17 protein-coding genes are annotated in these 19,754 nt (G+C 74.4%); 7 read left to right on the top strand and 10 right to left on the bottom strand.

Going from position 1 to position 19,754, the window contains the following annotated elements; translation table 11 throughout:
- The first annotated feature begins 253 nt into the window (after positions 1–253).
- Positions 254–3,151 carry an FAD-binding and (Fe-S)-binding domain-containing protein gene (locus ACIQLL_RS14095; protein WP_402468819.1) on the top strand — a complete coding sequence of 966 codons (2,898 nt, stop codon included), beginning with the start codon at positions 254–256 and terminating at the stop codon, positions 3,149–3,151.
- A 48-nt stretch (positions 3,152–3,199) separates the two neighbouring features.
- Here the strand turns inward: ACIQLL_RS14095 and phoA are convergent, their stop codons facing one another.
- Positions 3,200–4,651, bottom strand: a complete 1,452-nt coding sequence (phoA, locus tag ACIQLL_RS14090; RefSeq protein ID WP_402468319.1) for an alkaline phosphatase — start codon at positions 4,649–4,651, stop codon at positions 3,200–3,202.
- A gap of 138 nt (positions 4,652–4,789) precedes the next feature.
- On the opposite strand from phoA, the gene ACIQLL_RS14085 reads away from it, so the two are divergent.
- Complete coding sequence (locus tag ACIQLL_RS14085) at positions 4,790–5,395, top strand: nitroreductase family protein (protein ID WP_402468317.1); 606 nt, start codon at positions 4,790–4,792, stop codon at positions 5,393–5,395.
- A gap of 1 nt (position 5,396) precedes the next feature.
- On the opposite strand, the gene ACIQLL_RS14080 is transcribed toward ACIQLL_RS14085, so the two are convergent.
- Complete coding sequence (locus ACIQLL_RS14080; RefSeq protein ID WP_402468315.1) at positions 5,397–5,894, bottom strand: MarR family winged helix-turn-helix transcriptional regulator; 498 nt, start codon at positions 5,892–5,894, stop codon at positions 5,397–5,399.
- A gap of 39 nt (positions 5,895–5,933) precedes the next feature.
- Between ACIQLL_RS14080 and ACIQLL_RS14075 the strand changes: the two genes are divergently transcribed.
- A complete protein-coding gene (locus tag ACIQLL_RS14075) occupies positions 5,934–6,977 on the top strand; it encodes a DMT family transporter (RefSeq protein WP_402468312.1) in 1,044 nt (347 codons plus the stop codon).
- A 622-nt stretch (positions 6,978–7,599) separates the two neighbouring features.
- Here the strand turns inward: ACIQLL_RS14075 and cofD are convergent.
- The gene (cofD, locus tag ACIQLL_RS14070) at positions 7,600–8,559 is read right to left on the bottom strand and encodes a 2-phospho-L-lactate transferase (protein ID WP_402468310.1); all 960 of its coding nucleotides are present in this window, start codon (positions 8,557–8,559) and stop codon (positions 7,600–7,602) included.
- 31 nt (positions 8,560–8,590) lie between these two features.
- Here cofD and ACIQLL_RS14065 point away from each other — a divergent pair, with 31 nt between their 5' ends.
- The gene (locus ACIQLL_RS14065; protein ID WP_402468308.1) at positions 8,591–8,911 is read left to right on the top strand and encodes an MTH1187 family thiamine-binding protein; all 321 of its coding nucleotides are present in this window, start codon (positions 8,591–8,593) and stop codon (positions 8,909–8,911) included.
- Between the two features lie 163 nt (positions 8,912–9,074).
- Entirely contained in the window at positions 9,075–10,868 is a 1,794-nt protein-coding gene (locus ACIQLL_RS14060; protein ID WP_402468305.1) for a restriction system modified-DNA reader domain-containing protein, read from the top strand.
- An 80-nt stretch (positions 10,869–10,948) separates the two neighbouring features.
- Here ACIQLL_RS14060 and ACIQLL_RS14055 read toward each other — a convergent pair whose 3' ends face one another.
- The 4 genes from ACIQLL_RS14055 to ACIQLL_RS14040 all read right to left on the bottom strand — a co-directional run bounded on the left by ACIQLL_RS14055 (position 10,949) and on the right by ACIQLL_RS14040 (position 14,219).
- Complete coding sequence (locus ACIQLL_RS14055; protein ID WP_402468303.1) at positions 10,949–11,908, bottom strand: zinc-binding dehydrogenase; 960 nt, start codon at positions 11,906–11,908, stop codon at positions 10,949–10,951.
- Between the two features lie 26 nt (positions 11,909–11,934).
- Entirely contained in the window at positions 11,935–12,360 is a 426-nt protein-coding gene (locus tag ACIQLL_RS14050; RefSeq protein WP_402468300.1) for a VOC family protein, read from the bottom strand.
- Positions 12,361–12,442: 82 nt separating this feature from the next.
- Positions 12,443–13,672, bottom strand: a complete 1,230-nt coding sequence (gene metX / locus ACIQLL_RS14045) for a homoserine O-acetyltransferase MetX (RefSeq protein ID WP_402468298.1) — start codon at positions 13,670–13,672, stop codon at positions 12,443–12,445.
- Positions 13,673–13,889: 217 nt separating this feature from the next.
- Positions 13,890–14,219 carry a winged helix-turn-helix transcriptional regulator gene (locus ACIQLL_RS14040; protein ID WP_402468295.1) on the bottom strand — a complete coding sequence of 110 codons (330 nt, stop codon included), beginning with the start codon at positions 14,217–14,219 and terminating at the stop codon, positions 13,890–13,892.
- Between the two features lie 83 nt (positions 14,220–14,302).
- On the opposite strand from ACIQLL_RS14040, the gene ACIQLL_RS14035 reads away from it, so the two are divergent.
- Complete coding sequence (locus tag ACIQLL_RS14035) at positions 14,303–15,073, top strand: NAD(P)H-dependent oxidoreductase (RefSeq protein ID WP_402468293.1); 771 nt, start codon at positions 14,303–14,305, stop codon at positions 15,071–15,073.
- 16 nt (positions 15,074–15,089) lie between these two features.
- Here the strand turns inward: ACIQLL_RS14035 and ACIQLL_RS14030 are convergent, their stop codons facing one another.
- From ACIQLL_RS14030 to ACIQLL_RS14020, 3 genes are all read right to left on the bottom strand, one after another.
- Positions 15,090–16,151, bottom strand: coding sequence for a zinc-dependent alcohol dehydrogenase family protein (locus tag ACIQLL_RS14030; RefSeq protein ID WP_402468290.1), 1,062 nt, complete (start codon positions 16,149–16,151; stop codon positions 15,090–15,092).
- A gap of 78 nt (positions 16,152–16,229) precedes the next feature.
- A complete protein-coding gene (locus ACIQLL_RS14025; RefSeq protein ID WP_402468287.1) occupies positions 16,230–17,561 on the bottom strand; it encodes a bifunctional o-acetylhomoserine/o-acetylserine sulfhydrylase in 1,332 nt (443 codons plus the stop codon).
- 109 nt (positions 17,562–17,670) lie between these two features.
- Positions 17,671–18,168, bottom strand: coding sequence for an inorganic diphosphatase (locus tag ACIQLL_RS14020; protein WP_402468284.1), 498 nt, complete (start codon positions 18,166–18,168; stop codon positions 17,671–17,673).
- 155 nt (positions 18,169–18,323) lie between these two features.
- Between ACIQLL_RS14020 and dacB the strand changes: the two genes are divergently transcribed.
- Positions 18,324–19,739, top strand: a complete 1,416-nt coding sequence (gene dacB, locus ACIQLL_RS14015; protein WP_402468281.1) for a D-alanyl-D-alanine carboxypeptidase/D-alanyl-D-alanine endopeptidase — start codon at positions 18,324–18,326, stop codon at positions 19,737–19,739.
- The last annotated feature ends 15 nt before the right edge of the window (positions 19,740–19,754 follow it).

Genomic DNA, 19,754 nt, shown 5'->3' with positions numbered 1-19,754 from the left:
CCGGGCGTACCGGATCGCCCGTCCGATGCGGCCCACGCGGCGGACCGTCCCGTGCGCCGGGAGCGACCGGTGGCACAATCGGCCCGTGTCTGCCCAGCCGACGACCACGCCCTCGAACGCGTCCCCCGACGCCGCGCCCACCGCTGACGAGACGCAGGCCGCGGCGGTCGCGGCGCAACGAGAGGCCGAGCGCGAGGCGCAGCTCGCCGCCGCCGAGGCCCGAGAGGCCGTCGCCACGGCCCTGCGCACGGTGATGACCGGCGTCGTGGACACCACGACGCGGCGGCGCGCCGAGTACTCCACGGACGCCTCGAACTACCGGGTCGTCCCGGACGTCGTCGCCTACCCGAGCAGCACCGACGACGTCGTGGCCGCGCTCGAGGTGCTGCGGGAGCTCGGCGTGCCGGTCACCGCGCGCGGGGCCGGGACGTCCGTGGCGGGCAACGCCGTCGGGCCGGGCGTCGTGCTCGACCTCTCCCAGCACCTGAGCACGGTGCACGCCGTCGACGCCGAGGCGCGGACCGCCGTGGTCGACCCGGGGGTGGTCATGTCCTCCCTGCAGCGGGTGGCGGCGCCGTACGGGCTGCGGTTCGGACCGGACCCCTCGACGCAGAACCGGGCGACGCTCGGTGGGATGATCGGCAACAACGCGTGCGGTCCGCACGCGGTGGCCTACGGGCGCACGGCGGACAACGTCGTCGAGCTGGACGTCGTCGACGGGCGCGGCCGCCGGTTCACCGCCGGCAAGGGTGATCCGACGTTCGCCGCGGTGCCGGGCCTGGCGGACCTGGTGCGGGAGAACCTGGCGCTGATCCGCACCGAGCTGGGCCGGTTCGGCCGGCAGGTCTCGGGGTACTCGCTGGAGCACCTGCTGCCGGAGAACGGCTCGGACCTGGCCAAGTTCCTGGTGGGCACCGAGGGCACCCTGGTGACGGTGCTCGGCGCGACCCTCGAGCTGGTGCCCGTGCCGCAGGCGCCCACGCTCGTGGTGCTCGGCTACCCGGACATGCCGGCCGCCGCCGACGACGTCCCGGTGCTGCTGGCGCACGACCCGCTGGCGATCGAGGGCCTGGACGCCCGCCTGGTCGACGTCGTGCGGCGCGCGAAGGGTGCCGACGCGGTGCCGGACCTGCCCGCGGGCGCGGGCTGGCTGATGATCGAGGTCGGCGGCACGTCCCCCGGGGAGGCGCAGGAGGTCGCCGAGCTCATCGTGGCGGCGTCGTCCGCCACCGGTTCGGCCATCTACCCGGCCGGGCCGGACGCCACGAAGATGTGGCAGATCCGGGCCGACGGCGCGGGGCTGGCCGGGCGGACGCCGTCGGGCGAGCAGGCGTGGCCCGGCTGGGAGGACTCCGCCGTCCCGCCGGGGAAGCTGGGCGACTACCTGCGCGACCTGGACGCGCTCATGGCGCGCTACGGCGTCGACGGCCTGCCGTACGGGCACTTCGGCGACGGGTGCGTGCACCTGCGCATCGACCTGCCGCTGGAGTCGTCGGGCTCGGTGCTGCGCACCTTCATGACCGAGGCGGCCGAGCTCGTCGCGAAGTACGGCGGGTCGCTGTCCGGCGAGCACGGGGACGGCCGGGCACGCTCCGAGCTGCTGCCGCTGATGTACTCGCCCGAGGCGATCGCCCTCATGGAGCGGGTCAAGGCGCTGTTCGACCCGCACGACGTGCTGAACCCGGGCGTGGTGGTCCGGCCGTCCGCGGTGGACGCCGACCTGCGGCGTCCTGCGGCGCAGCCGGTCCCGTCGACGGCGCCCGTGGGGGAGCGCGGCCTGCTCGGCTCCGGCACGTTGCGGGGGGTGTCGAAGAAGACGGGGTACGCGGGGTTCGCCTTCACGCACGACCACCACGACCTGACGACGGCGGTGCACCGGTGCGTGGGGGTCGGCAAGTGCCGCGCGGACACCGGACCGGCGGGCGGGTTCATGTGCCCCTCCTACCTGGCCACGAAGGACGAGAAGGACGTGACCCGCGGCCGGGCGCGGGTGCTGCAGGAGGCGGTCAACGGGTCGCTGGTCGGGGGGCTGACGGCGCCGGAGGTGCGCGAGTCCCTCGACCTGTGCCTGAGCTGCAAGGCCTGCTCCTCGGACTGCCCCGCGGGCGTCGACATGGCGCAGTACAAGTCGGAGGTGCTGCACCGTACGTATCGCGGCAGGCTGCGGCCGGTGGACCACTACGCGCTGGGCTGGCTGCCGCGCTGGGCCCGGCTGGCCGGGATCGCGCCCCGGACGATCAACCGGGTGCTGTCGGTCGGCTGGATCCGCAAGGCGGTCCTGTGGGCCGGCGGCATGGACACCCGCCGGGAGGTGCCGACCTTCGCCGAGATGCCCTTCCGGCGCTGGTGGAGCCTCGGCTACGCCACCCAGGGTGTGCCCGGGCTCGCCCACCGGCAGGACCCGGGCAAGCCCGCGGACGCCGCCCGGCCCAAGGTGGTGCTGTGGACGGACTCGTTCAGCGACACGCTCGCGCCGTCCGTGCCCCGGGCCGCGGTGCGGGTCCTCGAGGCCGCCGGCTACGACGTCGTCGTCCCCGACCAGCAGGCCTGCTGCGGCCTGACGTGGATCTCGACCGGTCAGCTCGACGGCGCCCGACGGCGGCTCGACGGCCTGCTGAAGGTGCTCGGCCCGTACGCCGTCAACGGCTACCCGATCCTGGGCCTGGAGCCGTCGTGCACGGCGGTGCTGCGCTCGGACCTGCTGGACCTCTTCCCGGACGACCCGCGGGCCCAGGCCGTGGCGGGGGCGACGGTGACGCTGGCGGAGCTGCTCACCGACCCGGCCACGGCGCCCGGCCCGGACTCCGGCTGGGAGCTGCCGGACCTCAGCGACGTCACCGCCGTCGTGCAGCCCCACTGCCATCAGCACTCCGTGATGGGGTTCGCCGCCGACCGCGCGCTGCTCGCGGAGGCCGGCGCCACCGTCACCGAGCTCGCGGGCTGCTGCGGGCTGGCCGGGAACTTCGGCATGCAGAAGGGCCACTACGACGTGTCGGTCGCGGTGGCCGAGAACGCCCTGCTGCCGGCGCTGCGCGCGCAGGGCGAGGGTGAGGAGTTCATCGCCGACGGCTTCTCCTGCCGCACCCAGGCCGTGCAGCTCGAGGGCGTCGAGGGCAAGGCGCTCGTGGAGGTGCTGGCCGAACGGCTGTGAGCGCGACGGCCCGCCGGGAGCTCCCGGCGGGCCGTCGTGACCTGGTGGTCAGAGGTTCAGCGCGTCCCGGACGGTGAAGAACACGTCCGTCTGGTCGGTGAGGCCGACGACGTTCGCCGCGCCCGGTCCGTACCCGGCGACCCGCACCTGGGAACCGGTGTGCGCCTGGGAGCCACCCTCCTCGGCCGTGCCGTAGGCCACGGTCATCGGCTGGCCGTCCGCGGTCATCAGGGTCCGCGTCAGGCCCGGCGTCGTGGAGCCGGGGTAGACGATCTGGCTGGAGTGCGCGTGGTCGGCGGAGACGATGACCAGCGTGTTGCCGTCCTTCGCCGCGAAGTCGAGCGCGGCCTCGACGGCGGCGTCGAAGTCGACGGTCTCACCGATCTGCGCGCAGGGGTTGGCGGCGTGGTCCTGCTTGTCGATGCTGGCGCCCTCGACCTGCAGGAAGAACCCGTCGTCCTTCGTCGAGTGACCCCAGCCCCAGCCCCAGCCCCTGCCGTGCTTCGAGCGGCGGTCGGATCCGGCGTCGAGGAGGTCGATCGCCTTCGTCGTCATCGCCTCGAGGGTCGGCACGTCGTCGGTGTGCGCGGGGTTGTCCGTGCAGGTGACCGGCTCCTCCGCGCCGCCGGCGTGAGTGGCCGCCGGGCCGTCCCAGACGGTGGGCAGGTTGCCGTCGGCGAACAGCCCGAGCACCGGGGCGTCCTGGTCGGCGGAGCGGACGGCGTCGAGGGCCGCCGCGTCGGTGACGATCTCGAAGCCCTGGTCCTGCGCCTGCGCCATCAGCGTCTGCCCCGCGTACTCGCCCGCGGTGGCCGTGTCGCCGAAGTACGAGGCGCCGCCCCCGAGGACGACGTCGGGGCGGGTGGCGAGCGCCTGCTCGGTGATCGACCCGGCGCCACCGTTCTCGAGCGCCTCGTCGGGGCAGGCGCCCATGCGCGATGGCGACTTGCAGCCACGCTGCGCCACGTGCGACATCTGCACGGCGGGCGTGGCGTCCTGGATCTCGGCCGTCGTGACGTTGCCGGTCCGCAGGCCCTTGGCCTGGGCGAGCTCCAGGAGGGTCTCCTGCGAGGCGCCGTCCACGTCCACGCTGATGGCGCCGTTGTAGGTCTTGGTGCCGGTGGCCCAGCCGGAGCCCGATGCCGCGGAGTCGGTGACGTAGTCCGGCTTGCCGTTGCTCGGGTCCAGCGCGTAGGTCGTGTACTGGCCCGTCAGGGGCAGGGCGTCGATGCCGGGCAGCTCGCCGGCGGCGCCGTAGGCGTAGTTGCGGGCGAGGGTGATCTCGGAGTCGCCCATCCCGTCGCCGATGAGCAGGATGACGTTCTGGGCGTCGCCGCCGTCGATCTGCCGGCGCAGCTCGCGGGTCTGGTCGCCGTCGAGCCGGCGGGCGTCGCCGTGGCCGGTGAGCTCGGTGGACACCGCGTAGCTCGTGGCGCCACCGAGGACGAGGGTGCCGACGAGGGCCGAGGCCACGGTGAGACGTCGCGCGTTCTTCCGCACGGAGAACTCCTTCGTTGGTCGTGGGCGGCGGCGGGTGCCGCCGCGTCGAGACCATCGCGCCAGGGTGTCGCGCAGATGGCGTCGGAATGTCGCCCGGGAGAACCTTCGGCGCACTCCACCACCTGGCAGGCTGGGCCCATGGAGTTCACAGAGGTGGTCCGACGGCGGCGCATGGTCCGGCGGTTCGGACCGGACCCGGTCGACCCGGCGGCCGTCGACCGGATGCTCGACCACGCCGTGCGGGCGCCGAGCGCCGGGTTCACCCAGGGCTGGGCGTTCCTCGTGCTGACCTCGGCCGAGGAGCGGGAGCGCTTCTGGTCCGCCACGACGCCGGAGGACTCCGAGCGCGACATGTCCGCCTGGCTGGCGGGGATGCGCACGGCGCCGGTGCTGATCGTCGCGCTGGCCTCGAAGGCGGCCTACGTGGGCCGCTACGCCGAGCCGGACAAGGGCTGGACGGATCGCGACGAGGCTCGCTGGCCGGTGCCGTACTGGCACGTCGACGTCGGGATGGCCTCGTTGCTCATCCTGCAGACGGCCGTGGACGAGGGGCTCGGTGCCTGCTTCTTCGGTATCGGCGCCGGCCAGGTCGAGGCGTTCGGCGAGGCGTTCGGCGTGCCGGCCGAGTGGGCGCCCACCGGGGTGGTCGCCGTCGGGCACCCGGAACCGGGCGGGCCGCAGGGGTCCCCAGCGCGGCGGCGGCGCAGGCCGATGGACGACGTCGTGCACCGCGGGTCGTGGTGAGTCAGCGTTCGTAGGCCTGCAGCCACCGGGCCAGGATGCGTTCCAGGGCGGCCCGGTCCTGCGCCGGGATCTGGCCGACCAGTCGGTGCTCGTTGGCCATGTGGTCGGTGAAGGCGGCGTCGATCGCCGAGAGGCCGGCGGGGGTGAGCGCGACGATCCGGCGGCGGCCGTCGCCCTGGGCGGCACGTCGCTCGACGAGCCCGGCGGCGACCAGGCGGTCGATCCGCTTGGTCATGGCCCCGGTGGTCACCATCGTGTGCGCGGCCAGCTCACCCGGGGCGCGTTCGTACGGTGCACCGGTGCGGCGCAGCGTGGCCAGGACGTCGAACTCGCCCTCGCCGAGGCCGTGCCGCTCGTAGACCGTGACCAGCTCCTCGGTGAGGTACCCGGCCAGGCGGTGCAGGCGCCCGACGACGCCCTGGGGGGAGACGTCGAGGTCCGGGCGTTCCCGCCGCCACTCGGCCTGGATCTGCGCCACGCGATCGTCGGGGAGGCTCATGCGGGAATATTATCTTCCACGGAAGGCATTATTGCTTCCATGGAAGCGAATTGGCGATGGATGCTGGTCACGGCGGCGGCGCCGGTGGCCTGGGGATCGACCTACTACGTCACGCGGCAGTTCCTGCCCCCGGACGACCCGCTGTGGGGAGCGGCACTGCGCGCGCTGCCCGCGGGACTCCTGCTGCTGCTCGTGGCCCGCAGGTTGCCCCGCGGTTCGTGGTGGTGGCGCTCGCTGGTGCTCGGCACGCTCAACGTCGGTGCCTTCTTCGTCCTGGTCTACCTCGCCTCGACGGCGCTGCCGTCGAGCGTCGCGGCCACGGTGATGGCCACCTCCGCGCTCGCGCTCCTGCTCCTCGCGTGGCCGCTGCTCGGCCAGCGCCCGGCGCGCCGGGGACTCCTCGGGGCCGGCGTCGGGCTGCTCGGCGTCGTCCTGCTCGTGGGCGCCGGCGGCGGCGTCGACCCGTGGGGGATCGCAGCCTCGGCTGCGGCGATGCTGATGTCCTCGACGGGGTACGTCCTGACCGCGCGGTGGGCGTCGGCGGAACCGCTCGTCGCGGTGACGGCCTGGCAGCTCGCCGCCGGCGGGCTGCTGCTGGTGCCCGTCGCGCTCCTCGTCGACGGCGGCCCACCGCCGCTCGACGCGCCGGCCCTGGCCGGGTTCGCCTACGTCACCCTCGTCGCCACCGCGGTGGCCTTCGTCGCCTGGTTCGCCGGCCTGCGGCACCTGCCGGCCGGGTCGGTCGGTCTCGTGGGACTGCTCAACCCGGTCACGGGCGTGCTGCTCGGCACCCTGCTCGCCGGGGAGCGGTTCGGGCTGCAGCAGGCTCTCGGCACCGCTCTGGTGCTGGGCGGGGTCGTGCTCGGGCAGCAGGCACGGCAGCGGCCCGCCGGTCAGGGCAGGTCCGCGCCGACGGCGTCGCGGACGCGGGCACGCACCTCGGCGGGCAGCTCGTCCCAGTCCTCGATCGTGTCGAGGTCGGCGGCGGTCCCGGGTCGCCGCACGACGGCGGCGCTCAGGCCGCGCTCGGCGGCCTCGGCGAGGTGGGCGGCACGGGAGCCGGCCCCGAACCGGAACCGGTAGCCCGCTCGCGTCGGCAGGCCGGACACGTCGTCCCTCGTGCGCGCGCGCCGTCCGCCCGGGGGCTCGAGGGGGAGTGCCAGCAGGTTGGTGCCCGCGCCGTGGCGGTCGGTGGCGACCACGACGTCGGCGGGCTCGGTGAGCACCGCCGCGACATCCGCGCCGGCCAGCGCCGGCAGGTCGGCGTGCACCACGAGCAGCCGGTCGACGGGCGGGTCCACGGTCCGGACGTGCTCGCGGGCGTGGTCGAGCGCGGCGTTCAGCCCGGGCCGTCCGGGCGGTTCGGGGATCACCGCGGCAGTTCGTCCGCTGCGCGGCAGTCCGGACTGCCGCGCAGCGGACGAACTGCCGCGCAGATCAGGCACGCCGTCCAGCACCTCGTGCACGAACGGCACGTCCGCCGTCACCACGCACAACCCCGCCACGTGCGGGCTCGCGGCGAGCTCCCCCAGCACGTGCCGGGCGAGCGTGACGACGAGCCGCCGTCGGGCCTCCGGGTCGAGCGCCGCCGCCAGGCGCGACTTGCCCGAGGTCCCGTTCCGCAGCGGGACGACGGCGGTGACCGGGCGGGTCCGCGACGGCTCGGACGCGGCCGGCCCCCCGCCGACCGGGCGCTCCGGGCCCGTCACCGCTGCCCGGCGAGCCCGAGCAGCTCGTCCGCGAGCCGCGCCCGCCCGGCGGCGCCGCCCATGATCGTGTCGGTGACGACCACGTCGAACCCCAGCGCGGCGATCGGGTCGGCCAGGGCGGCGTCGGCCGCGTCGATCACCAGCACGTCGACCAGACCGACGTAGAGCCGCGCCACCCCGAGCGCCGACACGTCGTGGCCCAGCGACTCCAGGATCTGGGCCGCCGGTCCCTTGATCGCGCGTCCGCCCACGATCGGGCTCACCGCGACCCGCCGGGCGGTCGAGGCCGCGACGGCCGCGCGCACGCCGGGCACCGCGAGCACCGGCTCCACCGACAGGAACGGGTTCGACGGCGCCACCACCAGCAGGTCGGCCCCGGTGACGGCGTCGAGCACGCCGGGCGCCGGGCGGGCGGCGTCGACACCGGTGAACGACACGTCCAGCACCTCGTCCGCGTGCTGGTGCCGCACGAAGTACTCCTGGAACTCCAGCGTGCCCGACGGCGTGGACACGGCCGTGCGCACGGCGTCGTCGGTGACGGGCAGCAGGCGGGCGCGCACGCCGAGGGAAGCGGCCAGCGACGCGGTCACCGCGCTCAGGGGGACGCCGGCGCGCAGCCGGGCGGTCCGCACCACGTGGGTGGCCAGGTCCTTGTCGCCGAGCGTGAACCACGTGTCCTCGCCCAGCCGGCCGAGCTGGTCCAGCACGGCGTACGACTCGCCCGTCAGCCCCCAGCCCCGGTCCTCGTCGTTGAGCTGCGCGAGGGTGTACATGACGGTGTCCAGGTCGGGGGAGACGTGCAGCCCGTGCCGTTCGGTGTCGTCGCCCACGTTGACCACGCAGGTCAGGCCGCCGCCGCCCGCCGGGGCGCCGCCGTCGGGCAGCGCGAGCGCGAAGCCGTGCGCCAGACGGGCGCCACCGACGCCACCGGCCAGGACCGTCACCGAGGTACTCACACCGTGAGCCTAGACGCGGCATAGTGGACCCATGGCCGTCTTCGCGTTCTCCGTCGCCCCGCTCGGCGCGGGCGAGTCCGTCACCGCCGCCGTCGCCGAGGCGGTCCGCATCGTGCGGGAGTCCGGGCTGCCGAACCGCACCACCTCGATGTTCACCGAGATCGAGGGGGAGTGGGACGAGGTCATGCCCGTGGTCCAGCGCGCCACCGAGGCCGTGGGCACGGGCGGGCACCGGGTCTCCCTGGTCCTCAAGGCGGACATCCGGCCGGGGCGGACGGGCCAGCTCGACGCCAAGGTGCGCCGGGTCGAGGAGGCGCTGGCCGAGGACGAGTCGCAGACCGGGCACGCCTGACCTGACGGAGAATTCCCCCCGGTCGGCTTTCGCCGGTGTGCCGGTTCTGTGACGTGAGAGTGGTCACCCACCTGGGGTGTTGTACGACACTGAGCCCCCCGCCGTAGGCTATGGCGGATCGTGGCCATACGGGCCGCGTGCGGAGCCGGGGAGAGTCAGCGCGATGCCACTGTTCGAGGTCGACGCCAGCAGGCCGCTCCTCGTCCAGTCCGGTCGTTCCGCCGGCGCCGTCGAGCCCGGGCTCGGCACCACGGCGCACCGCGTCGTGGACTCCCACATCGACGGGCTCCTGGGTGAGCAGATCTTCCCGGTGGCGCAGGGCGCCGGTCCGGACGAGCCCCACCTGCTGGCCCTCGACGCCACCGGCTCGCCGGTCGTCGTCGAGCTCGTGGCCGAGCTGGACAAGGCGGCCCTGACCAAGGCCCTGGACCACGCCGGCTGGGCGGGCCGGCTCACCCGTGGGGACCTGGCCGGGCGGTACCACGGCGGCGCGAACGCGTTCCAGCGGGACATCGCCGACTTCTACGACTCGGTCCCGATCACCCGGTCCCAGCCGGGTCGTTCCAGCGCCCGGCTCATCGTCATCTGCCAGGAGGCGGGCGAGGAGATCCTCAACGCCGTCGACTTCCTGCGCCAGCCCACGATGCCCGTCGAGGTCCTCAAGATGGGGGTGATGCACACCCAGGACGGCCGGCGCTTCGTCGACGTCTCGCCGCTGGTGATCCACCCGGCCTCGGGGGCCGCGTCCCCGCAGGTCACCTCGGCCCCGGCCGCCGCCGCGACGCCGTCGTCCACGCCGGCGCCGGCGCCGGAGCGCCCGCGGAGCCCCGGCGAGCAGCCGGAGTCCTTCGCCGAGGGTGTGAAGGTCGGGATGGCCCTGACCGGCAAGAACCCTGCGGTGGTGTCCGTCCCGGCGGAGGGTGCGCCCGCGGCCCGGCCCGTGCCGCGCGGCGCGGGCGACACCGCCGAGCAGCCGCCGGTGGGCCGCACCCGGGCACAGCGACGCGCCGCGGCCGGGCCGCCCAGCCTGGCGGTCCCGTCCGTGCGGTCCGACGGCGGCGGCTCCCGTGCGGGCGCACCGGTGCCGGCCCCGCAGCACCCGCCGGTGGCGCGACCGGCCGAGCGGACGCGGCACGCCCCGGTCCCGCCGCCCCCCGCCGCCGAACGACCGGCGTCGTCGACCGGGAGCGCTGCGGGGTCGGCCCGTCCCGCCGCCGAGCCGCCGCCGGCCCCGCGCCGCCGCTCCCGCGCCGACCGGTTCCGCGCCACGTCCGCGCAGGAGGCGCCACCGATGTCCCCGGGGCTGGCCGCCTTCGCCTCGGCGTCGTCGGCCGAGGACCTCGACCTGGCCGAGCTCGCGCGACGCACCACGTCGGCCGCGAGCACCGACACGCCGGGGCTCGGAGAGGACTTCGCCCAGGTGGCGGCGCCCGCGCTGGGGTCGCGCCGGTCCGCACGGCGTGACCCGGAGCCCTGGGAGCCGCCGGCGCACCTCCACGACGACCCGCTCGGCGAGCGGGGGCGGTCGTCCCTCGGGAGCGACCGGCAGTGGGACACGCCGGGCCGATGGACGAGCGCCTCCGACGACCTGCCGCGCCTCGAGGTGCCGCCGCTCGAGGCGCCGTCGTACACCCCGCCGCCGGAGCGCGGCCTCTACGACGGGCCGGCGTACCCCGTCGACACCGAGGAGGAGGTGGACGGCGATCTCATCGCCCTGGCCAGCATGCTCCCGCAGCCCGCCCGGTTGGAGTGGGTGCGGCCACGGCGCGGGCAGCGGTTCGAGGCGGTGCTGCATCCCGAGGGGTTCATCGAGCTGGCCGACGGCTCCCGGTTCCAGCACCCGGACCGTGCGGCGACCGCGGCCAGCGGCACGCCCACGGACGACGGCTGGAACGTCTGGCGCATCCTGCCGGACGGCATCACGCTGCTTGAGGCGTACCGCTCCCGCTTCTCCTGACCACCCCTTCGTTGTGGGCATGAGAATGACGGCTCGACACCGGTGTCGAGCCGTCATTTTCATGCCCACAACGAAAGGGGTCAGGGCAGGGCGACGATCTTGCCCGTCTGCTCGCCGGCCGCCAGTCGCGCGAGCCCGGTGCCGACGTCGGACAGCGACACCTCGGAGTCCACCACCGGCCGCACGCCGGTGCGGGCGCAGAACCGCAGCAGCGCCGTCAGGTCCTCGCGCGAGCCCATCGTGACGCCCTGGATCCGGATCTCGTGGAAGAAGACCCGCGTCAGCTCGGCGGACGGCGCGTCCCCGCTGGTGGCCCCGCACACCACGATCGTGCCGCCCGGGCGCACCGACCGGACCGAGTGCCCCCACGTCGCCCGGCCGACCGACTCCACGACGGCGTCCACCCGGCCCGGCAGCCGGTCGCCGGGCTCGACGGCGTGGGCCGCGCCGAGCTCGATCGCCCGGTCCCGCTTGGCGGCGTCGCGCGACGTCGCCGTGACCTCCAGGCCTGCGGCCGCGCCGAGCGTGATCGCGGCCGAGGCGACCCCGCCCCCCACGCCCTGCACCAGCACCCGGTCGCCCGGACGCAGCGCGGCCGCGCCGAAGAGCATGCGGTAGGCCGTCAGCCAGGCCGTCGGCAGGCAGGCCGCCTCGGTGAAGGACAGCTCGGCGGGCTTGGGCACGAGGTTGGCCGTCGGCACCGCGACCTGCTCCGCGAGCGTGCCCGGGTACTTCTCGCTCAGCAGCGTACGGCGTTCGTGGGGCCCGACGCCGTGGCCGTCCGCGCCGATCACGCCGTGCAGCACCACCTCGGTGCCGTCCGGTGCCACCCCGGCCGCGTCGGTGCCCAGGATCATCGGGAGCTGTTCGGCGCTCAGGCCCACCCCGCGCAGCGACCACAGGTCGTGGTGGTTGAGCGCGGCGGCGCGGACGTCCACGACCGTCCAGTGCTCGCGTTCCTCGGGCGCCGGGCGGTCGGTGACCTCCAGGCCGTCGAGCGGGGAGTCGGGGGAGAAGCGGGCGACGGTGGCAGCGAGCATGGTCCCAACGTACGGGGTGGCCTGCGCTACGGCTGCTCCGTGCCGACGTCGAACATCCAGGTGATGCCGAACCGGTCGGTGAGCTGACCGTAGTGGTCGCCCCACGGGGCGAGCTCGAACGGCAGCACGTCCGTGGCGCCGTCGGCGAGCTGCTCGACGACGCCGCGCACGTACTCCAGGTCCTCGGGACCGCCGGTCAGGGCCACGGTGACGCCCGCGGTCGGCGCCACGTACGGCATGGACGACGGCGTGTCGGAGGCCATGAGGGTGAGCCCACCGGGCGTGGTGAGCTGGCCGTGCATGACGAGCTCCTGCTCGGCAGGGTCGTTGCTCATGCCGGGCATCGAGCCGAACGTGCTGATGTCGAGCTCACCACCGAGCACGGTCCGGTAGTGCTCCAGGGCCTCGCGGGCCCCGGTCCGGAAGCTGAGGTAGGGGTTGAGCCGGGCCATCGTGACCTCCTGCGCGGGATCCGAGGGCGCCGGTGCCGGCGTCCGGATCCACGGTAGACAGAGGCGCGGGGACCCGCGCGCGCTACCGGGGCGAGAGCCGGTCGGCGTCGGCGAGGAAGTCCCGCAGCATCGGGCCGATCTGGTCGAACTCGAGCAGGAACCCGTCGTGCCCGAAGTCCGACGTGATCATCTGCAGCGCGTCGGCGTGCGGCAGGCCGGCCGCGATCCGTGCGGACTGCGCGGGCGGGAACAGCCGGTCCGAGTCGACCGCCACCACGAGCGCGCGGGCGGTGATCTGCGCCAGCGCCGCCTCCGCGCCGCCGCGGTCCCGGCCGAGGTCGTGGCTCATCATGGTCTCGGTGAGGCGCAGGTAGGAGTTGGCGTCGAACCGTCGTGCCAGCTTGTCCCCGTGGTGGTCGAGGTAGGACTGCACGGCGAACCGGCCGTCGGTCAGCGGGTCCTCCCCGCCCTGGGGCAGCCGGCCGAACCGTTCGTCGAGCTCGACGGCGGTGCGGTACGTGGTGTGCGCGATCTGCCGGGCGATGGCCAGGCCGGCGTGGGGTCCCTCGCCGTCGGGGGCGTCGTAGTAGTCGCCGCCGTTCCAGCGCGGGTCGGCGCGGATCGCGCTGACCTGGGGGTGGGCCCACGCGATCTGGTCGCCGGAGGACTGCACGGTCGTGGCGATCGCGGCGAGGGAGCGCACCTCGATGCCGGCCTCGGGGCCCAGCACGGCCCACTCCAGCACGCGCATCCCGCCCATCGACGCCCCGACGACGCACGCCCACGAGGTGATCCCGAGCAGGCGGGCGAGCTCGATCTCGACGGCGACCTGGTCGCGGGTGGTGATGCGGGGGAACCGGCCGCCCCACGGGTGGCCGTCGGGCGCGGTGGAGGCGGGGCCGGTGGTGCCCTGGCACCCGCCCAGCACGTTGGGCACGACGACGTGGTAGCGGTCGGTGTCGAGAGGGGCGCCCGGTCCGATCATCGGTTCCCACCAGCCCGCCGTGCTCTGCCCGGGTCCGGCCGGGCCGCGCACGTGGGCGTCCCCCGTCAGCGCGTGCAGCACGAGGACGGCGTTCGAGCCGTCCGGCGCGAGCTCGCCGTAGGTCTCGTAGGCGACGCGGACGTCCGGGATGCGGCCGCCGCCCTCGAGGTCGAACGTGCCGACGTCGTGGAACCGACGGTCCGCCACGGGGTCGCCCTCACGCCAGGCACCCGACGCCGGTACCGGGGTGGTCGGTGTCCGGCGCGCGCCGCGGGGCGGCGGTAGCGCGGTGCCGGTCCTCGGGGTGCTGATCGGCGTCGAGGTCATCGTCTCTCCTGGCTGCGGGACTCCTGCGGGTGCGGTCGGTGGGCGCGCACGCGGCGTCTGTGCCGTGCGGAGGGCCGCAGGCAGGCGAAGGTGCGCGGTGGTCAGCTGCGCATTCGACGGGTCATGGATCGACGGTAACCCGGCCGGCGCGTGGCGCACACCGGATCTCATCATGCGGGACCACATTGTGAGACCGTGTCGCGCTGCCGACGGCGGTTCAGCGCGACGCCAGGTACCTCTCGCCCCAGCGGCCGAGCTGGGCGGCGACGGTCGCGAGCTCGCGGCCGGCCTCGGTGAGCTCGTAGGTCACCCGGGGCGGAACCTCGGGGTACACCGTCCGCACGACGATCCCGTCGACCTCCAGCGCGCGCAGCTGCCGGGTCAGCGTCTTGGCCGAGACGGGTCCGACAGCCCGCTGCAGCTCGCCGAAGCGCAAGGGGCCCGGTTCGAGCTTCGACACGGCGGTGAGCTTCCAGTCCCCGCCGGCCACGGCGACGCCCACCTCGATCGGGCACACCTCGACGGCGTGCCGCACCTTGTCGCGCACCGGCTCCTCGCTTTCCTTGCTGTCGCTTGGTGACACAAATGACCGTACTACCGGTCGCGGGATGTTGACCCTACCGTGGCAGCATGCGCACACTCCTCGTCTCCGCCGCTCCCTCGGCCACCTCGCTGACCGCAGACCTCGCGCACACCGCCGAGGTGACGCTCCGGGCCCGGGGCCACGAGGTCGACCTTCTCGACCTCGCCCGGCTCGCCTGGCAGCCCGCCGTCCGGCCCTCCGACTACGGGGTGGACGTCCTGTCCGCACCGGTCGGCACCCACGCCCGCGCGGCCGCGACGTCCGGCGTGCTCGCGCCGGAGGTGCGTCGGCACCAGGACCTGCTCCGGAAGGCGGACGTCGTGGTCCTCGCCTTCCCGTTGTGGTGGGCGGGGATGCCGGCGATCCTCAAGGGCTGGGTCGACCGCGTCTTCACTGAGGGGTTCGCCTACGGGCTGCGCGACGCCCGCGGCAACCCCCGCAAGTACGGCGACGGCGCCTTCGTCGGGAAGCGGGGGCTGGTCGTCACGACCGCGGGGGACCGGCCGGAGGCGTTCGGCCCACGGGGCGTGAACGGCCACATCGAGGACCTGCTGTTCCCGATCAACCACGGAGTCTTCTGGTACACGGGTATCGCACCGCTGGCCCCCCTGACGCTGCTCGGCGTCGACACCCCGGTGTGGCCGGGGATCGAGGACGCCCGGGAGCGCGTGCGCCGCCGGTTCGAGACCCTGGACACCGACGAGCCGCTGCCGTACCGGCGTCTGCTCGAGGACTACGACGCGGACCGGCAGCTGCTCGACGAGCACGCACCGGGCCGCGACGACCTGGCGATCCATCGTCGTGCCCCTGCGGCCTGAGGCCGCGGTCCGGGCCTCAGGGACGCAGCAGCACCTTCGTGGCCCGGCGCTCGTCCATCGCGGCGTACGCCTCGGCGACGTCGGCCAGCGGCATCTCGACGTCGAACACCCTGCCGGGCTCGATGGTGCCCGAGAGCACGTCGTCGAGGAGCTCGGCCATGTGGTCCCGGGCCGGAGCCATCCCGCCGCCCACGGTGATGTTGCGGCCGAAGAGCTGGCGGATCGGCAGCTGCGAACCGCCGTGCGGCACCCCCACGAACCCGACGCGCCCGCCGCCGCGCACCGATCCGAGCGCCTGGGCCATGGACTCCTCGGTGCCGACGCACTCCAGCGCGGCGTCAGCCAGGTCGCCACCCAGGAGCTCGCGCAGCGCGGCCACCCCGTCGTCGCCGCGCTCGGCGACGACGTCGGTCGCGCCGAGCTCGCGGGCCAGGGCGGAGCGGTCCGGGTGGCGCGAGAACGCCACGACCCGGTCGGCACCGAGCCGGCGCGCCGCGATCACGCCGCACAGCCCGACGGCGCCGTCGCCCACGACGGCCACCGTGTCGCCCGGCCCCACGCTCGCCGAGACGGCGGCGTGGTGCCCGGTGGACATGACGTCCGCCAGGGTCAGCAGGTGCGGTACGAGCCCCGCCGCCTCGAGGTCGGCCTCGTCCCGGCCCACCGGCAGCAGGGAGTGCTGCGCCAGCGGGACGCGCACGCGTGAGCTCTGCGCCCCGTCCACCGGGTGGCCGTCGCGGTCGGTGGAGCCGAACCCCGTGACGAGGTCGCACGCCGAGGTGAACCCGGCCCGGCAGGACTGGCACTCCCCGCAACTCAGCGTGAAGGGCGCGACCACGAAGTCCCCGGGCGCGACCGAGGTGACGGCGGACCCGACCTCCTCGACGACCCCGACCAGCTCGTGCCCGATCGGGTGGGCGCGCTTCGTCGGCGTCACGCCCCGGTACGGCCACAGGTCCGACCCGCACACGCAGGAGGCGACCACCCGCAGCACGGCGTCGTGCTCGGTCAGCAGGACGGGGTCGGGGCGCTCCTCGGCGCGGACGTCACGGGCGTCGTGGATCACGGTGGTGAGCATGGACCCACCGTAGGCCGACGACGGCGGGGCCACCCGCCGTCGTCGGCGCCGGGGAGACGACGTCTCGCCCGGGTGGTCTCACCCCTCGAGCGTGGCCTTGGCCGCGGTGAAGCCCAGCTCGAGGTCGGCCAGGAGGTCCTCGACGTCCTCGATGCCGACGGCGAGGCGCACCAGCCCGGGCGTGACGCCGGACTTCGCCTGCTCGGCCGGCGTGAGCTGGCTGTGCGTCGTCGAGGCCGGGTGGATCACCAGGGACCGGACGTCCCCGATGTTCGCCACGTTCGAGTGGAGCCGCAGCGCCGAGACGAACGCCTGCCCCGCGGCCGCCCCGCCGTCGAGCTCGAACGCCAGCACCGCACCCGCACCGCGGGGCGCGTACCGCTGCTGGACGGCGTGCCAGGGGCTGGACTCCAGGCCGGCGTAGTGCACCGTGCGGACGTCGTCGCGGGCCTCCAGCCACTCGGCCACCCGCTGGGCGTTGTCCACGTGCCGCTCGACGCGCAGGGACAGCGTCTCGATGCCCTGGGAGATCTGGAACGCGTTGAACGGGGACAGCGCGGAGCCCAGGTCGCGCAGGAGCTGCACCCGGGCCTTGAGCACGTAGGCCAGGTTGGCCCCGAGGATCCCGTCGACGCCCAGGTCGCGGGCGTAGACGATCCCGTTGTAGGTGGGGTCCGGGGTGTTGAACCCCACGAAGCGCTCCGGGTACCGGGCGTAGTCGAAGTTCCCCGAGTCGACGATCACGCCGGCCACGGACGTGCCGTGCCCGCCCAGGTACTTCGTCGCCGAGTGGACGACGACGTCGGCGCCGTGCTCGATCGGGCGCACCAGGTAGGGGGTGGCCACCGTGTTGTCCACGATCAGCGGGACCCCGGCGGCGTGGGCGGCGTCGGCGACCAGTGCGATGTCGAGGAAGTCGCCCTTCGGGTTGGGGATCGTCTCGGCGAAGAACGCCTTGGTGTTGTCCTGGACCGCCGCGCGCCACGCGTCGGCGTCGTGGGCGTCGTCGACGAACGTGGTGGTGATGCCGAGCCGCGGCAGGGTGTGCTTCAGGAGGTTGTACGTGCCGCCGTAGAGGCTGGAGCTGGCCACGACGTGGTCCCCGGCGTCGGCGACGTTGAGGATCGCGAACGTCTCGGCGGCCTGGCCGGAGGCGACCAGCAGCGCGCCGACGCCACCCTCCAGGTCCGCGATGCGGTTCTCCACGACCTCCTGGGTCGGGTTGTTGATCCGCGTGTAGATGGGGCCGAGCTCGGCCAGAGCGAACCGCTTCGCGGCGGTGTCGGCATCGGGGAACACGTAGGACGTGGTCTGGAAGATCGGCAGGGCGCGAGCGCCCGTGGTGGGGTCGGGCGACTGCCCGGCGTGGATCTGGCGGGTCGAGAAGGACCAGCGGGGCGTGTCGGTCATGGGTCGACCGTACGAGCGGATTCCCGGGATGCGGAAGGGGTGATCCACGCCCTGAGACGCGCGCGGCCCGCACCCCGTCCAGGGTGCGGGCCGTCGACGGCGTCCTGGCTCAGTGGGTGTTGTAGCCCGTGTCCTTGGCGCGCTGGAAGGACCGCTCGATCTCCTGCTGGGCCTCCTCGCGGCCGACCCAGTGCGCACCCTCGACCGACTTGCCGGGTTCCAGATCCTTGTAGACCTCGAAGAAGTGCTGGATCTCCAGGCGGTGGAAGTCCGAGACGTCGTCGATGTCCTGGCGCCACGCGGCGCGCTGGTCGCCCGTGGGCACGCACAGCACCTTGTCGTCACCGCCGGCCTCGTCGCGCATGCGGAACATGCCCAGCGCGCGGCACTTGATGAGGCAGCCGGGGAACGTGGGCTCCTCGAGCAGCACCATCGCGTCCAGCGGGTCGCCGTCCTCGCCGAGGGTGCCCTCGATGAACCCGTAGTCGTCCGGGTACCGCGTCGAGGTGAAGAGCATGCGGTCCAGACGGATGCGACCGGTCTCGTGGTCCACCTCGTACTTGTTCCGCTGACCCTTCGGGATCTCGATGGTGACGTCGAACTCCACTGTTCCTCCACTCGTGGTGCGTAAGCGCACCCCAAGTGTGCCATGCGGGGCGGGTTCGAACCCGGTGCGGCGGTCGGGCCGATCCGGGCGGACGTGCGAGAATACGGCCAGGAGAGCCTGCTTGTGACCAGGTTCACGAGATCGGGGAGGACCGGATGGGGTGGCGGCTCGGTGTCGGCGCCACCGTCACGACGGCGATCGCGCTCTTCGGCGGCTATCTCGTGGCCGACGCGTACGACGTCGTACCCGGCATGGTCACGTTCGCTCCGCCGCACGAGTCCCCGGCACCCTTCCCCACCCCCGTCGGGGCGACGCCCGGGCCCAGCCCCGAGGTCGCCGTCCCCGCCCTCAGCCCGAAGGCTGCGGTACCCGACGCGGCCGCGGTCACGGACCTCGTCGACGAGCTGGCCGCCGACAAGCGTCTCGGCAAGCGCGTCGGCGCGCTGGTCACCGACGCCGACACGGGCGAGGAGCTGGGTGGCGCCGCACCGAACCGCCTCCTGACCCCGGCCTCCACGCAGAAGATCCTCACCGCCGTCGCCGCGTACGCCGGACCGGGCGGCGAGGTCACCCTGCCCACCCGTGCGATGTTGCAGGGCGACTCGCAGGTCGTCCTGGTCGGCGGGGGCGACATGATGCTCGCCGCCGGGGACGGCGACCCGGGCTCGGTCAACGGTCGCGCGGGCCTGGGCGAGCTGGCGGACCAGGTCGTGGCCGAGATCGGCCTCACCACGGACACCGTCTCCCTGGCGCTGGACGACACGTTGTTCACGGGGCCCGACGTCGCGCCGTCGGTCCGCGACGCCGATGTCGCCGACGGGTACGTCGCCCCCGTGGCCGCGCTGGCCGTCGACGTCGCACGCCTCACCGACGACAAGTACGCCCACCGCGAGGCGGACCCGGCGATGGCCGCCGCCCGGGAGTTCGCCGACGCGCTGGAGGACCGCGGCATCGAGGTCTCCGGGAGCATCGTGCGCCAGGAGGCGCCGTCGTCGGCGCGGGAGATCGGGCGGGTGGACTCCGCACCGCTGGGCGAGATCGTCAGTTACCTGCTCGAGGAGTCCGACAACACGCTGACCGAGGTCGTCGGCCGGCTGGTCGCGATCGACGCCGGGCTGCCCGGCTCGGCCGCGGCGGCGATCAGCGAGGTGACGGCCGTCGTCGAGGACCAGGGCGTCGACCTGGCACGCGCGCAGCTCACGGACCTCTCCGGGCTCGGCGTCGGCTCGCTGCTGTCGGCGCGCCAGCTCGTGGGCACCCTGGAGGTCGCCTCCCGCGAACCCGCCCTGCGCGAGGTCCTGACCGGCCTGCCGATCGCCGGGATGGAAGGCACGTTGGCCGATCGCTACCCGCAGGACAACCCGGCCCGCGGCTACGCCGGTGCCAAGACGGGATCCCTGCCGGACACCCGCGGGCTGGCCGGCACCGTCGTCACCGCCGACGACCGACTGCTGCTGTTCACCGTGGTCGCCGACCGCATCCCCGAAGGGCAGTCGTACGGCGCGAACTTCATCTTCGACGACTTCGTCGGGGAGCTCGCGGAGTGCGGCTGCACCGCCGACGGTCCCTGAGGGCGTCTCCCGCCG

This window comes from Isoptericola aurantiacus (genome assembly GCF_044769875.1).
GTDB lineage: Bacteria > Actinomycetota > Actinomycetes > Actinomycetales > Cellulomonadaceae > Isoptericola > Isoptericola aurantiacus.
The sequence above is the reverse complement of the archived record's forward strand: the minus strand, read 5'-3'. Positions and strand labels throughout refer to the sequence as shown.